This is a genomic window from Sporosarcina sp. 179-K 3D1 HS, assembly GCF_047228905.1.
GTDB lineage: Bacteria > Bacillota > Bacilli > Bacillales_A > Planococcaceae > Sporosarcina.
On sequence record NZ_JBFEGI010000018.1, the window covers coordinates 1 to 15,303 of the forward strand.

Annotated in this window: 14 protein-coding genes; all 14 read right to left on the reverse strand. The window is 48.4% G+C overall.

Annotation, left to right across the window (positions count from 1 at the left end; all coding sequences use genetic code 11):
• Positions 1-334: 334 nt before the first annotated feature.
• The 14 genes from lysS to tilS all read right to left on the reverse strand — a co-directional run bounded on the left by lysS (position 335) and on the right by tilS (position 15,287).
• Positions 335-1,825, reverse strand: a complete 1,491-nt coding sequence (gene lysS / locus AB1K83_RS17015; RefSeq protein ID WP_413059402.1) for a lysine--tRNA ligase — start codon at positions 1,823-1,825, stop codon at positions 335-337.
• Positions 1,826-1,963: 138 nt separating this feature from the next.
• Positions 1,964-2,992, reverse strand: a complete 1,029-nt coding sequence (gene dusB, locus AB1K83_RS17020) for a tRNA dihydrouridine synthase DusB (protein ID WP_413059403.1) — start codon at positions 2,990-2,992, stop codon at positions 1,964-1,966.
• A gap of 48 nt (positions 2,993-3,040) precedes the next feature.
• On the reverse strand, positions 3,041-3,541 hold the full coding sequence (gene folK / locus AB1K83_RS17025) for a 2-amino-4-hydroxy-6-hydroxymethyldihydropteridine diphosphokinase (RefSeq protein ID WP_413059404.1): 501 nt from the start codon (positions 3,539-3,541) through the stop codon (positions 3,041-3,043).
• A complete protein-coding gene (gene folB, locus AB1K83_RS17030; protein WP_413059405.1) occupies positions 3,538-3,906 on the reverse strand; it encodes a dihydroneopterin aldolase in 369 nt (122 codons plus the stop codon). Before folB ends, folK begins: the two co-directional genes overlap by 4 nt.
• An 8-nt stretch (positions 3,907-3,914) precedes the next feature.
• Positions 3,915-4,766: a dihydropteroate synthase gene (gene folP / locus AB1K83_RS17035; RefSeq protein WP_413059406.1), complete on the reverse strand. Its 852-nt coding sequence runs from the start codon at positions 4,764-4,766 to the stop codon at positions 3,915-3,917.
• Positions 4,757-5,620 carry an aminodeoxychorismate lyase gene (pabC, locus tag AB1K83_RS17040; protein ID WP_413059407.1) on the reverse strand — a complete coding sequence of 288 codons (864 nt, stop codon included), beginning with the start codon at positions 5,618-5,620 and terminating at the stop codon, positions 4,757-4,759. The genes folP and pabC overlap by 10 nt, the downstream gene beginning before the upstream one ends.
• Positions 5,621-5,627: 7 nt before the next feature.
• Complete coding sequence (locus tag AB1K83_RS17045; protein ID WP_413059408.1) at positions 5,628-7,055, reverse strand: anthranilate synthase component I family protein; 1,428 nt, start codon at positions 7,053-7,055, stop codon at positions 5,628-5,630.
• 296 nt (positions 7,056-7,351) lie between these two features.
• Positions 7,352-8,275 carry a cysteine synthase A gene (gene cysK / locus AB1K83_RS17050; protein ID WP_413059409.1) on the reverse strand — a complete coding sequence of 308 codons (924 nt, stop codon included), beginning with the start codon at positions 8,273-8,275 and terminating at the stop codon, positions 7,352-7,354.
• Between the two features lie 151 nt (positions 8,276-8,426).
• Positions 8,427-9,341: a peptidyl-prolyl cis-trans isomerase gene (locus AB1K83_RS17055; RefSeq protein ID WP_413059410.1), complete on the reverse strand. Its 915-nt coding sequence runs from the start codon at positions 9,339-9,341 to the stop codon at positions 8,427-8,429.
• Positions 9,319-10,206 (reverse strand): Hsp33 family molecular chaperone HslO, encoded by an 888-nt coding sequence (hslO, locus tag AB1K83_RS17060; RefSeq protein WP_413059411.1) that lies wholly within the window; start codon positions 10,204-10,206, stop codon positions 9,319-9,321. Before hslO ends, AB1K83_RS17055 begins: the two co-directional genes overlap by 23 nt.
• 24 nt (positions 10,207-10,230) lie before the next feature.
• The gene (locus tag AB1K83_RS17065) at positions 10,231-10,995 is read right to left on the reverse strand and encodes a type III pantothenate kinase (RefSeq protein WP_413059412.1); all 765 of its coding nucleotides are present in this window, start codon (positions 10,993-10,995) and stop codon (positions 10,231-10,233) included.
• Positions 10,996-11,149: 154 nt separating this feature from the next.
• On the reverse strand, positions 11,150-13,162 hold the full coding sequence (ftsH, locus tag AB1K83_RS17070) for an ATP-dependent zinc metalloprotease FtsH (RefSeq protein ID WP_413059413.1): 2,013 nt from the start codon (positions 13,160-13,162) through the stop codon (positions 11,150-11,152).
• Positions 13,163-13,292: 130 nt separating this feature from the next.
• Entirely contained in the window at positions 13,293-13,835 is a 543-nt protein-coding gene (hpt, locus tag AB1K83_RS17075) for a hypoxanthine phosphoribosyltransferase (RefSeq protein ID WP_413059414.1), read from the reverse strand.
• Between the two features lie 27 nt (positions 13,836-13,862).
• Positions 13,863-15,287 carry a tRNA lysidine(34) synthetase TilS gene (tilS, locus tag AB1K83_RS17080; RefSeq protein WP_413059415.1) on the reverse strand — a complete coding sequence of 475 codons (1,425 nt, stop codon included), beginning with the start codon at positions 15,285-15,287 and terminating at the stop codon, positions 13,863-13,865.
• Positions 15,288-15,303 lie beyond the last annotated feature (16 nt).

The following is a 15,303-nucleotide window of genomic DNA, read 5'->3' on the forward strand; positions in this document are numbered from 1 at the left end:
TGACGTTTTGCTGTTCAGTTTTCAAGGTTCATTTTGTTGCCGTTGTGTTTCGCAGCAACTCTTATATCATACCAAGCTGCGTTCTTAATGTCAACAACTTTTTCTAATTTCTTTTTTTCGTTGTTTTCATTATTTGTGAAGCGCAACGTTCTTTACTATACTCGCTTATCTTTTAAAATGCAAGACTAATTTCAAAAAAAGTTTTCAACCCATTCTTGATAAGAATTGTATTATATGAAACAACTCCACTCCTCCTACAGCTATTCAGGCAATCCCAAATCCCCATAAATACAAACCGCCATGCAGATTTGCGATTCTGCACGGCGGTCATACCTTACTCTTTTGAACGCATTTGCGGGAATAGGAGGATATCCCGGATGGATTGCGCATTCGTCAATAACATGACGAGGCGATCGATTCCAATCCCCAGTCCGCCGGTAGGAGGTAGTCCATACTCCAACGCTTCAATAAAATCATCATCCATCTCATGCGCTTCGTCGTTCCCTTGTTCCTTCTCCAATAGCTGCGCTTCAAAGCGTTCACGCTGATCGATTGGATCGTTTAGCTCTGTGAAAGCATTCGCATGCTCACGGCGAACAATGAATAATTCAAAACGATCCGTAAAGCGGCTGTCCTTTGGATTCTTCTTCGCTAACGGAGAGATTTCAACCGGATGCCCATAGATAAACGTCGGCTGGACGAGCTGCTCCTCGACCTTTTGTTCAAAAAACTCGTTCAACACATGTCCGACTTCCATCATGTTTGTAACTTCTACGCCATGTTCTTTAGCCAGTGCATGCGCTTCTTCCTTCGTCATTTCATTCCAGAAATCAACGCCTGTGTATTGCTTAACAGCGTCTGCCATATGAAGACGCGTCCATCCTGGGGATAGATCGATTTCATCTTCTCCGTATTTCACTGTTGTCGTGCCAAGTACGTCTTGCGCCACATGTGCAATGAGATTTTCAGTCAGCTCCATAATATCTTGGTAATCTGCATACGCCTCATAGAGCTCAAGCATCGTGAACTCGGGATTATGGCGTGTCGAAATTCCTTCATTCCGGAAAACGCGGCCGATTTCATAGACTTTCTCCAGTCCGCCGACAATAAGACGCTTCAAATGAAGCTCGATGGCGATCCTCATATAGAGGGTCATATCCAAGGCATTATGATGCGTAATGAACGGCCTTGCCGAAGCTCCGCCCGCAATAGCATGCAGCATTGGTGTTTCCACTTCCAGAAAACCGATTTCATCCAAGTAACGACGCATCGACTGGATAATGCGGCTTCGCAAAATGAAGGTCTCTTTGCTTCCTTCAGTCGAAATCAGATCCAGGTAACGCTGGCGGTATCGCTGTTCAATGTCTTGCAAACCGTGAAACTTCTCAGGTAGTGGACGCAGTGCTTTTGTCAAAAAAGTAAATTCAAGCGCTTTGACTGAAAGTTCCCCGACATTTGTTTTGAATACCGTTCCTTTAATGCCGACAATATCCCCGAGATCCGCGCTCGTAAATAATTTATAGGCCTCTTCGCCGATTGCATCTTGTCTCACATAAATTTGGATTTGGCCGCCCAAGTCTTGGATGTGCGCAAATCCAGCTTTTCCTTTTCCACGTTTCGTCATGATCCGTCCTGCAATGACGACTTCATGCGTCGTTTCATCCAATTCCTCTTTCGACAAATGGTCATATTGCTCCCGGATTTCGTTTGAAAGATGTGTCCTCTCAAATCGGGCACCGAACGGATCGAGCCCGCTTTCCCGTATATCCTCCATCTTCTGGCGTCTCACCAAAAGCTGATCATTTAATTCGTCCAGATGGGACATTTCTTTCACTCCTTCTTCTTATCCGTTGCTTCGGACTGCATGCACCTATTGTACACAATTTGGGCCGCCCCGACACGTTTTCTTGGTTAATAAGGAAAAAAGAGCTGTCACAGAGATGTGACAGCTCGAATTCGTTTATCAAACTGCACTGGCACCGGTCACTTGCTGTTCACGTTCTGTCATTTCAACGGCGAAAGCGGTCAACAGGCTAATCATTTCATCAGCTGATTCAGTCGCATTGATCGATTTCCGGATATGGGCGTTGCCACGGATCCCCTTCATGTACCATGAAGCGTGCTTACGCATTTCGCGCACGGCGACAAACTCGCCTTTCAACTCGACGAGACGTTGGAAATGAAGAAGGCACACATCGATTTTTTCCCGTACATCCGGTTCCTCCATCAATTCGCCGGTTTCCAAGTAGCGGACCGTGCGGTAGATCATCCACGGATTTCCGAGAGCCGCCCGACCGATCATCACTCCATCCACACCGGTTTCATCCAACATGCGTTTGGCGTCTTGCGGTGTTTCGACATCCCCATTCCCCATGACAGGGATCGAAACCGCCTCTTTCACTTGGCGAATGATATCCCAGTTCGCCTTGCCTTCATACATTTGAAGACGCGTACGTCCGTGGACTGCAACAGCCGCACCGCCCGCGCGTTCAACAGCTTTGGCATTCTCCACCGCGAAAACATGTTCATCATCCCAACCGATGCGCATTTTGACACTGACCGGCTTGCCTACATTATCAACAACAGCCGATACCATATTGTAAATTTTATCCGGATCCAAAAGCAGTTTTGCCCCGGCCTCGCATCGGATGATTTTATTCACCGGGCAGCCCATATTAATATCAATGATGTCCGCGGTCGTATATTTATCGACATATCGCGCCGCTTCCACGAGCGTCTCCTTTTCTCCACCAAAAATTTGCAAAGATAGCGGGTTTTCCCGCTCATCGATGTGCAGCAAACTCAAGGTTTTGTCGTTTTTATGGACAATCCCCTTGTCGCTGATCATTTCCGCGTAGACAAGGCCCGCACCAAATTCTTTCACGGTCAATCGGAAAGCCGAGTTGCATATTCCCGCCATCGGAGCCAACACGACCCGGTTATCCATCGTAATATCACCGATTTGAAACGGTCTTTCTTTTATATCGTTCATTCGGGTTCCTCCTTTCTAACTTAATCATGCCGCCTATTCCGGCGGTCACTATTTCAAGGATCCTCCCCAAAAGGATTCGGGAGCTCCATCAATTTTCTTCCAAAGTTCGACACCGCCGGCTTGAACAACTTCTTCCGAACTGGCAAGCTCAGGCGCAATTTCAAATAACGGCACAAGAACAAACGCTCGCTCCAGCATACGCGGATGAGGGATAATTAAGTTCTCCGATTCAATATTTTCGTTATTATAGAGCAAAATGTCAAGGTCTATTGTCCGGGGACCCCAACGAATCAGCCGCTTCCGCCCCAGGTCGGACTCAATCTGCTGACATACATTCAAAAGCGTATGAGGGTCCAGACTCGTCTGGATTTTTACCGCCATATTCAAAAAATCTGCCTGTCCGATAAAGCCGATCGGCGCTGTTTCGTAAATGGACGACACCGCTACCACTTCGATCCCTTCTTGGGAATGAAGGGTATATACACTTTGCTGTAAATGGCGCAGCCGATCGCCCATATTCGAGCCGATGGAAAGAAAAGAAACATTCACTCGAACCGCCCCCTCGTAATCTCAACCGCCACGGAAGCATAATGGCCATGAATCGGTGGATCAGGCTTGACCAGCATAACCCGGACACCCAGCACTTGATCCCCGAAATTATAGAGTATTTCATCCGCAATCTGTTCGGCGACGGACTCGATCAGCTTAAATGGTTTGCCCTCTACAACCGACTTGCAGATACTATACACTTCCGCATAATTCACCGTCTTTTCCAAATCATCCGTCTTCCCGGCTTCCGACAAATCGAGCGCAAGCGTCACAGTTGCGCGAAACCGTTGCCCGAGCCGAGTCTCTTCCGGCAAGACGCCATGGTATCCGAAAAACTGCATTTCATTTAAATGAATATAATCCAAGTAAGTCGTCACTCCTTAAACGCCGTTTTCCCAATGAGTACATCCATCATCTTCACCATCCGTGATATCTCCTTCACGTCATGGACACGTACCATATGGCAACCGTGCTCCATACCATAACAAACCGTCGCTCCCGTGCCTTCCATCCGTTCATTCACCGGCAGTCCGAGCACATTGCCGATCATCCGTTTTCGGGAAGTGGCGAGCAGGAGAGGGTAGCCCATATTGGAAATACGCTGCAATCCCTGCATGACGAGTATGTTCTGCGTAGTGTCCTTGGCAAAGCCGATACCGGGATCCAACCAAATATCGCCCTTGGCCACACCTGCTTCCAATGCAATCGACACACTTTCCTCCAAATCAGTAAGGACTTCCTCCATCACCGGACTTTCATATACGGCTTCCTTGCGGTTGTGCATGAGGATGATGGGCACTTTGTGTTTCGCAGCGATTTGGGCAATCGCCGGATCGTGCTTGGCTCCCCAAATATCATTGATAATATGGGCGCCCGCTTGGACAGCCGCTTCCGCCACATCCGATTTATATGTATCGATCGACACGGCGCAATCCAACTCGCGAGTTAACGCTTCAATGATCGGAGTAATCCTGTCGATCTCCTCGCTCGACGATATCGGGATATGGCCAGGACGCGTGGATTCTCCTCCGACGTCAATAACTTTTGCGCCTTCCCGTATCATTTCCTCTGCCCGTCGCAACGCCGCATCGATTGTATTAAAGCGGCCGCCATCCGAAAACGAGTCCGGTGTGACATTCAAAATCCCCATCACCACGGTCTCTTTTCGGAAATCTATCTCGACCTTTCCGAATCGATACACGTCCTTTGCATTGGTTAACTCCATTCCAGTCCACTCTCTTTCATTTCATCTATCGCTTGCACATAGTCTGTGTGCAGCCGTTGATAATAAACCCCCGAGGCTCCCGGAAGCGGAAACTCCCCAATGGATGACAATGGCACAAGTTCCTGTACCGCATTGGATACAAACACTTCGTCTGCGACTTCCACCGCTTCTTTCGTATATAACCCCTCATTAACCGGGAGGCCAGCCGCTTCCGCCAACCGAAGCAGGAAAGCCCGCGTCGTACCCGGCAGTATCCCCGTTTCGATCGCCGGCGTGTACAATTGCCCGTCCTTCATCCAAAACACATTGGACGTGACGCCTTCCGCCACATACCCATACGCCGTCAGGAAGAGACCTTCCAAGTCCTTCAAGGAATGCAGCTCCAATCTGCCCCGTACGTTGTTCAGGAAATTATGGGATTTATGCCGAATGCCGCTTTCCGGTTGATTGCGAGGCGTTTCCAGCCAGATGCCTTGTTTTTCCGTCCCGCGAGCTGCCGGGGCGAGTTCTTTGCGGAACAGGATAACATTCGGAGACTCGTAAGAAGATGGCGCAAGACCGATCTCATGTACGCCCGCGGAGACATTCAACCGGAAATAGCCATCTCTATCGCCGGACTCCTCGTCCAATCGTTGTACAACGTCCAAGATGACCTGGTCCTCGTAAGGCATCGAGATATGGAATTCATCGAGCGCTGTACGTAATCGATCCATATGCTCTTTGAATAAAAAAACTTGTCCTTTATATGTACGGAACGTCTCGAAAAACCCGACACCGTACAAAAAGCCGTGATCGAACGGGGAAATGGTCAACTCCGCAGCTTCTTTATATTCACCATTCATCCAACATAACATGAATGTCTTACACCTCTCCTATTTTCCGGTTTACCGATTCCGCCATTTCCTTCGCCTGCCAGAGGGCTTTTGCTTTATTCAACGATTCGATGTATTCCGCTTCCGGTACCGACTCCGCTACGAGACCCGCCCCCGCCTGAATATGGGCGATACCATCTTTGATATAAGCGGTCCGGATAACGATATTCAGCTCGACATCCCCGTTGAAATCAAACCAGCCGATCGACCCGGTATAGAGCCCTCTTCGCGTCGGCTCCAATTCCTCGATAATTTCCATCGTCCGCAGTTTCGGATCACCTGTAATGGAACCACCAGGAAAGATCCCTTGGATGATAGCGGCATTCGTCAGTCCTTCCGCTACCGTTCCCCGGACATTCGAGACGAGGTGCATGACGTGCGAATATTTCTCGATGACCATGAATTCATCTGTCTCGACAGTGCCTGGCGTACAAACCCCTTTGAAATCATTAATCTCCAGGTCAACAAGCATTTTATGTTCGCTTCTCTCTTTTTCATTCGACAAGAGCTCCGCCTGCAATGCGGCGTCTTCCTCCTCGTCATTCCCTCTCCGTCTCGTTCCGCCGATTGGCCGCGTGCTCAAATCATTTCCGCGCTTTTTCAATAGGAGTTCGGGGGAGCCGGAGACAACCGCAAATTCCGGGGCACCGAGAGACGCCATGTAAGGCGACGGGTTCAAGGCACGAAGCGCTCCATACATATCGAGTGGATCAGCAGCTAGCGCTTTCGATTGGCGGACGGTCAGATTTACTTGAATGACATCACCTTGTGCAATATATCGCTGAACATCCCGCACCATTTGCTCAAATTCGGGGCCGGACACGGAGACATCGACTGGTTCCGCCATTTTATAGTCCGCCGATACGTCTTCCCATGTTCGCTTTTGATTCGCGGAAGCAGCGGCATCCATCCATTGGGCCGCCACTTCGGAAGATGATTCTTCGCTATCTGGGAGCGTCATGAAATAGGCCGTCTCCGTTGCAATGTCGAGAACTGCCCACCGATCGAATAAATAGAAATACAGATCTGGTGTTTCCAAATCATCTTGCGCCAAGTCCGGCAACGTCTCATAGCGACGCACATAATCATAGCTGATGAAACCAAGCACGCCGCCTTGGAAAGCTGGAAGTTCCGGCAGACGATCCATCTCATAACTTTGTACAAATTCAGTTAACAGATGGAGGGGATCACCTTCCTGAATTTCTGTCCGACCATCACGCCAATTTAGCAGGAGGCGGTCCCCTTCCAACGCCTGCAACGTAACGAGCGGATCGATTCCCGCGATACACATCTCGCCGCCCCTCCCGCTTTCCAGGAGAATATGCTTTTCATTGCCCCGTGCCAATTTCTGATAGGCTTGGAAAAATTGATTCTTTGTCATTTTCTTAGTTGTATAACTTGGTGTCTGTCCTTGCATGTTCCGTTCCTCCCGGTAACCAGTAGTCCTTCTATCTTACCGCGGCAGGAGCCAATTACGCCACTCCAAAACCGGAAGCCACTTGGATTTTCTGCTCGGGACAGACTGGAAGCAATAATGACCCCGGAGTATGAGAGGTTTTTTGCGAGACAGGACAGTTTCCACCCGAGCCATGACAGTTCTCTGATTTGCCCTTACAGTTGACCGGATTGACATGACAGCTTTGGGTGAAGCCAGAAAGGTTCCACTACAATTAAAAAAAGAAGGAGCGATTATACTCCTTCTTCCGCAAATTCTTATTCATCAAATTGATAAAGCGGTGTGCTCAAGTAGCGCTCCCCATTCGAAGGGAGGATGGCTACGACTTTCTTTCCTTTGCCCAGTTCTTTTGCAACTTGCAATGCTGCGAAAATGGCTGCGCCGGACGAAACGCCACCGAGGATTCCTTCTTCACGTGCTGCGCGTCTTGCTGTTTCGTAGGATTCATCGTTGGACACTTGGATGATTTCATCGTAGATGTCGATATTTAAGACTTTTGGAACAAATCCTGCGCCGATCCCTTGGATTTTATGCGGCCCTGGCTTGCCGCCTGATAGGACAGGGGAATCGGACGGCTCGACCGCCACAATTTTCACTTCCGGGAAACGCTCTTTTAATACGCTGCCGGCTCCTGTAATCGTTCCACCTGTACCAATGCCGGAAATGAAAGCATCGACACGATCCAATGCGTCGGCAATTTCCGGTCCTGTCGTCAAGCGGTGGACTTCCGGATTCGCTTCGTTGTTGAATTGTTGTGGGACAAACCAGCCATTTTCTTTCGCCAATTCTTCCGCTTTCGCGATAGCGCCTTTCATTCCTTCCGCGCCAGGAGTCAGAACGAGATCTGCCCCATAGGCACGCAGCAAGTTGCGGCGCTCCAAGCTCATTGTATCCGGCATGACAAGAACTGCCTTATACCCTTTTGCGGCTGCAATCATCGCAAGGCCGATCCCGGTATTTCCGCTCGTCGGCTCAATCAGCGTGCCCCCCTCTTTCAACTCGCCGGATTTCTCTGCCGCTTCGATCATGGCAAGCGCGATCCGGTCCTTGACACTAGAACCTGGGTTGAAGTATTCCAATTTCAAATACACTTCCGCGTCGTTTGGACCTACTAACCGGTTCAACTTTACGAGCGGTGTCTTTCCGACTAAGTCTGCAACTGAATTTCCGACTCTACTCATTCATACCCTCTCCCAATCCCTACTATTTTAATATGTTTTATTGTACTACTGAAATGCGACTTTTGTCAATGAAGACATCTCTGTTTTTTTACCTAATTTTCTATTAATATAGCCGGATAAGAAAAAAGCTGTCAGCCGACAGCTTTCTGCTTTATTTCCCGTAGAACCACTCGGCATCAAATTCTTTCCAGAACGTTTCCGGACTGACGGATTGGGACAATTGTTCCAAGGCCAATTCACGCTTGATCTGATCTTTGACTTCGTCCAATTTGAAGGAGCGCCCTTCCACCACTTCATTAACTAGGACGATTACATATGTACCGTCTTTCAATTGTATGACCTCACTTGGCTTCCCGACTTTAGCCCCAACAGCAGTCTCTACTATTGCAGGATCAATGGCGTTTGCCGAGTCATTAATATAGCCAATATCCCCGCCGAGACTGGCCGAGGCAGGGTCAACCGATCGTTCTTTCGCGAGGACCGCAAAATTCGATCCATCCGCCAACTCACTAGAAGCCTGCTCCGCCTCTTCCTTACTTGGCAAAATGATCACGGAAGTGCGGTAAGAGGTTTGAATATGATAAAGGCTCGTATTGGTATCATAGAAATCCTCTATCTCCTTATCTTGAATGACCACGTCATTGGTTAACACTTTTTCCAAGATTAATTTGGAACGAATTTTTTGACGTATTTTATCGGCGTCCAAACCGGAATAGGATTGTCCTCCGACGGAAGCGATCAAAGCGAGTTCCAAATCGACCTCTTGATCAGACACCTTAATACCATACCTTTTAGCAGCCGCTTCCATGACATGTCCATTGACGAGTTCCAACAAGGTTTCTCGGCCCACTTCCTCTTCCATGGCCGTCAGCCACTCCTCCCGCATGATTGGTTCCCCCGCAACCGTCGCTACGACTTCATCCGATTTCTTGGACTTATCGGGAATTAACCAGCCGATAAACCAGAGGACATTAAAAGTAAGCAGGATGCCGATCAGCATGAGAAGCGGCTTGGTTTTTAATCTTCGTCTCGGAGTCGCTTCCTTAGGACTGTGACCGTATTTCATCGATAAAACCTTCCAGCTCATCTTTTGAATACGTATACGTTTCCAAACAGAAATGGCAATGTGCCTCTGCTTTTCCGTCTTCTTCAATCATTTCCCGGATTTCCTTTTCTCCCAATCCGATAATGGCGTTTCCAAACCGCTCTTTTGAACAATTACATGAAAATTCGACGTCTAAACGATCCAAGACTGTCACTTGTTCTGTGCCTAAGACCTCACCTAAGATTTCTTCCGGCGTTAAGCCGCGGTCAATCAGTTTTGAAATCGGATCTACCGTCGAAATTTTCTCTTCCAACACACTGATAGTTTCGTCGGTGGCGCCTGGCATCACTTGGATAATAAAGCCGCCTGCCGCTTTCACAGTATTATCCGGGTTGACCAGCACTCCAAGTCCAACAGCTGAAGGGACTTGCTCCGACACGACAAAGTACTGTGTGAAGTCCTCGGCAATTTCCCCGGAAATGAGTGGCACTTGGCCAGTGAAGAAATCCCGTAAACCAAGGTCTTTGACTACGGTCAACATGCCCTCAGTTCCGACAGCCCGTCGGACATCCAGCTTTCCATGTTCATTCAACTCAAAGTGGACATGGGGGTTAGTGGCATACCCCCGTACTTCACCATTCGCATTGGCGTCGACTACCATCGCACCGATGGGCCCGTTCCCTTCCACTTTAAGTGTCAGTTTGTCATTCCCTTTTGCCATGGCTCCCATCATGGCAGCCGCCGTCATCGTCCGGCCGAGCGCTGCTGTTGCAGTGGGCCACAAATCGTGTCGGCGCTGTACTTCAGCAACCGTGTCCGTCGAGCGGACTGCATACGCTCGGATCGTCCCTTCATATGCAACGGCTTTCACTAAATAATCACTCATTTGTCTGTCTCTCCTTCAGGAAATTCACATATTTCGTTCATAAATCAAATGAAGTCCTTTTAACGTCAAGAAATTGTCAACCACATCAATGACATCCGTTTCACTAGCAATCAAATCAGCAAGCCCTCCGGTTGCGATAACGGTAGGCTCCACTTTACTCTGTGCTTTCATCCGGGCAACAATACCTTCCACTTGGCCTACATATCCATAGACAATACCGGCCTGCATGGCAGCTACCGTATTTTTTCCGATAACCTGTTCTGGACGGGTCAGCTCAATTCTTGGCAGCTTGGAGGCCCGGTCAAATAAAGCTTCCATCGAGATGCCGATTCCTGGGGCAATAGCGCCTCCCATATACTCTCCACGTTCATTTACATAGCAATAAGTTGTAGCCGTGCCAAAATCAACAATGACCAACGGGTCGCCATAATCGTGAATCGCCGCTACCGCATTCACAATCCGGTCCGCTCCCACCTCGCGCGGATTTTCGTATTTAATGTTCAATCCTGTCTTCACGCCAGGTCCTACAACGAGCGGCTTTTGATTGAAATATTTTCGGCACATTTGCTCGAGTGGAAACATGACAGGCGGAACGACAGATGAAATGATAATTCCATTAATATCTTCAAAGTTCAATCCAACGTGGGTGAAAAGCGATTTCACTTGCATCGCGTATTCATCTTCCGTCTTATGCCGATACGTTTCCATGCGCCAATGATACTTCAGCTCCCCTTGTTCATATACCCCAAGGACGATGTTCGTATTGCCGGTATCTAATACTAAGATCATAATAGTTTCCTCGCTTATTTCGACTTTTTTCCACCACATCATACCACAAATCCGTGACAGATTCTGCCTGGCGGAGGCAGGAAATTTCAACGAAGCAAGACTAATAGAAAAATAGCCGACCGCTTCAAAAGAAACAGTCAGCTATCGTGATCATTCAGTCTCTACGCTCTTCGTCGATCGGCTTCAGAGGTTGGTCTCCTCTGGTCTCTCTCGGCAAATCGCCAATCGAAGGATCCGTAGGTGCGCCCGTGACATCCGGGATTACGGAATCTCCCTCTTGCTCCTTGTCGGAGTCGGTAGAACCATTCGTATCATTGCCGTTCCGTTCATATGGTCGATCCGGCAATGTGCCGTGGTCTTTCAAGTGATTGATCTGCTCGGCATCAAGTGTTTCCACATCAAGTAACGTAGTAGCGATCAAATCCAGCAAATCCCGTTTTTCCGTTAGGATCTGTCTCGTCCGCTCATACTGCTCTTTTATGATACGCTGCATCTCTTGATCAATCTCATATGCAATGGATTCGGAATAATTTTGCTCGGAATTAAAATCCCTGCCCAAGAAAACTTGGCCTTGGGATTGGCCGAACTGCATCGGACCGAGCTTTTCGCTCATCCCGTATTCCGTCACCATGGAACGGGCAATGCCAGTGGCGCGCTGGAAGTCATTATGTGCCCCGGTCGATACTTCTCCTAGGACGATCTCTTCCGCTACGCGACCACCTAGTAGCCCCGCGATTTTATCCAGAAGTTCCGGTTTTGTCATGAAGTAACGATCCTCTTTCGGTAGCATGACGGCATAGCCGCCCGCTTGGCCGCGCGGAACGATCGTCACCTTATGGACAATCTCTGCATCGTCGAGCATTAATCCGACAACGACGTGGCCCGCTTCGTGGAACGCTACAATATTACGTTCTTTTTCCGAAATGACACGACTTGTTTTAGCCGGTCCTGCGATGACCCGGTCTGTCGCCTCGTCAATGTCCGCCATATCGATTTTGCCCTTGCCACGACGCGCTGCGACGAGCGCCGCCTCATTGAGTAAGTTCTCAAGGTCTGCACCCGAGAAACCTGGCGTCCGTTGGGCAAGTGCCTTCAAATTGACTGAATCATCCAGGGGTTTATTGCGCGCATGCACTCGCAGCACAGCTTCCCGTCCTTTGACGTCCGGTCTTCCGACAGTGATCTGCCGGTCAAAACGGCCAGGACGCAATAGGGCCGGATCCAAAATATCAGGTCGGTTCGTTGCCGCGACGATGATGATGCCTTCATTTTCCCCGAAGCCGTCCATTTCAACAAGCAACTGGTTCAATGTCTGCTCCCGCTCATCATGCCCGCCACCGAGACCTGCACCCCGTTGGCGACCGACTGCGTCGATTTCATCAATGAATATGATACATGGTGCATTCTTTTTCGCATTTTCAAAGAGGTCACGTACACGGGAAGCCCCGACCCCTACGAACATTTCCACGAAATCGGAACCCGAAATCGAGAAGAATGGCACGCCCGCTTCTCCCGCAACTGCACGGGCCAACAATGTCTTACCTGTCCCCGGAGGTCCGACGAGCAAAATCCCTTTCGGAATCCGTGCACCGACTTCCGCAAATTTACGCGAATCTTTTAGGAAATCAACGACTTCCACCAGTTCCGCCTTTTCTTCATCCGCTCCTGCAACATCTGTAAAACGGACTTTTTTCCGATCATCCGTATGAAGCTTCGCCTTACTTTTTCCGAAGTTCATGACACGGCCACCGCCACCGCCTTGCGCCTGATTTAACAGGAAGAAGAAAAGGATAAAAATGATGATAAACGGTACAAGACCTGTAAAGAAAGAAACCCACGCACTTGTTTCAGGTGCTTTTTTCACGTCAATTTCCATTTTACGGGCAAGTTCATGTATATCATTGAGCAATTTTTCATCATTCTGCGCAATGTTCGATACGAATTCCTCGCCCTTCTCGTAACCCTTCATTTCCCCTCTTACTTCATATACAAGCTGATTTGGTTGGAGTGTCAAGGAGGTTACTTCCCCATCTTGTAAAGCCAAGATGAATTCACTGGTTGTAATCTCTTTCAACTTCGGATTTGTACTGTTTAAAGAACTGAAAATTCCCATAATCGCCAGGAATATCAATCCGTATAATAGAAAGTAACGAAATATCCGATTCATCCCAAGCCTCCTCACTCAGTAAAAGAAAACTATTGTAAATCTTAACATAGTTTGGTTTCAACCTACAACGAAAATGCCTTAGCGAAAGAGCTTCCCTTCTGTCCTATAAAAAGGAACTTTCGGAAAGCTCTCAGAAAGAATAGATTTCCTTTTTCAACACACCGATATAAGGCAAGTTTCTGTACTTTTCCGCGTAATCCAAACCATATCCTACGACAAAGGCATCTGGAACAATGAAGCCGACATAGTCCGCTTTCAGATCCACTTTACGCCCGGTCGGCTTATCCAGCAACGTTACGATTTTGATGGAGTTTGCCTTCCGATACTTTAACAAGTCGACGAGGTAGCTTAATGTTTTTCCGCTGTCGATGATGTCTTCGATAATAAGGACATCTCGTCCCTCTACACTCGTGTTCAAGTCTTTGATTATTTTCACTTCACCCGAAGAGACGGTCGCGTTGCCGTAACTTGACACGTCCATGAAATCCAACTCGATGTAAGCATCAATCCGCTTCATCAAATCACTCATGAAAGGCAATGCACCTTTCAGCACACCGATGGCAAGCGGGAATTTATCTTGGTATTCCTCAGTCAATATGGCACCGAGCTCATGAATTTTCCCTTCAATTTCTTCTTCCGTAATCAGCACTTCTTCGATATCTTTTGCTAACATCGAAATTCACCCTCTTCCACTAATTCTCTAGGAGTTATTTCCCACAAGTGCGGGATACCTTTTCATTGCAAATATGTATGGCTGGCCGGCCCTCCTCTTCGAGAAAGCCAAGCCGTACCGCACGCTTGGTACAGCACATACATCCCCTTGGGCAGTAACAAGTACGGGTAGATGATCACGCTCCGTCCGTGCGATTTTTTCATCGATGAACAGCCTCGATAATCGCTTCGGATTCGACATCCCCCGCAACAGTATCCGATCCCCGTCCTCCCGGTTCCTTACGAAGAGCGGCAAAGCTTTATCAGGGAGAGCAAAGTACATGACTTCGGCTTTTTCCTCATCCAAGTCCTTGTCTGCCCCGTCTGCTTCATTCCAATAAAGCGCCAGTCCATTTCCCCATGGAGTCCAAACGCCTTTCTCCAATTTCTTTTTAGTTGTAATTTCATCGGCAAATTGATTTTGAACAAAAAATAATTTGCCATATTCTTTTACAAAACGAAATCCATCCGGCAGATCAACCGTGACATTTCCTTGTGGTGAAGAAATATGATGGAGCAGTTGTTCAGTAAGCGCGTCCCGGTATTCTACCGCTATGCGCCGACCTTCATAAAGATAATTCAATAGTAGAGGAATCGCTCTTCTTTGTAAAGCAACGGGCATGGCAAAAAAGGCATTGTCTTCAATAAAGGGCAGTCCTTTTTCATCAAATTGTACGAATTGGTTAACCTGCTCCTCGGCTTGCTGCTCAAGCAGCTTCTGATCCGTTTGTAATCTGTCAGAAATCCGGACCGCATTTCTTGCCGCCGCCTCGTTCTCTTCCAAAATGAACGGCAATAGATGATGGCGGATCCGGTTCCGCAAATAGGCATCACTTGTATTGCTCGGATCCTCTCGGAACGGCAGATTGTTTTCAACTGCGTACGCCTGGATGTCCGCTTTCGTTATAGGAAAAAAGGGGCGGATCAGCCGTCCGTTGCCGATGGACCGCTCAGCTGGCATACCGAACGGGGGATTGCCTTTGATCATTTGCATAAGCATCGTTTCAAGCTGATCATCGGCATGGTGGGCGGTCACCAAACAATGATAATCATCCGTCTGCATAATCTCTTCGAACAAAGCATATCTTCCATTGCGGCAAACTGTTTGGACATTGCCCCCTTTTTCTGCAAGGATGGCGGGGACGGGTACACTTCCACCGTAAAACGGGATATCGTATTGCTCACATAACCGGCTCACTAGCACGCCGTCCTCTGCCGAATCCTTCCCTCGTAACATATGATCAACATGGACCGCCGCGACTTCAATTTGCCATTTCTTTCGATGGCTCGCGATGAAGTGAAGTACCGCGACGGAATCGATGCCCCCCGAGCACGCAACCAGAACGCGATCCCCAGGTTTCAAAAGCTCATTTTCCCTTATAAATCGAAAAACGGTCCGTTCCAATCTATCCATTGGTGCACCATCACCC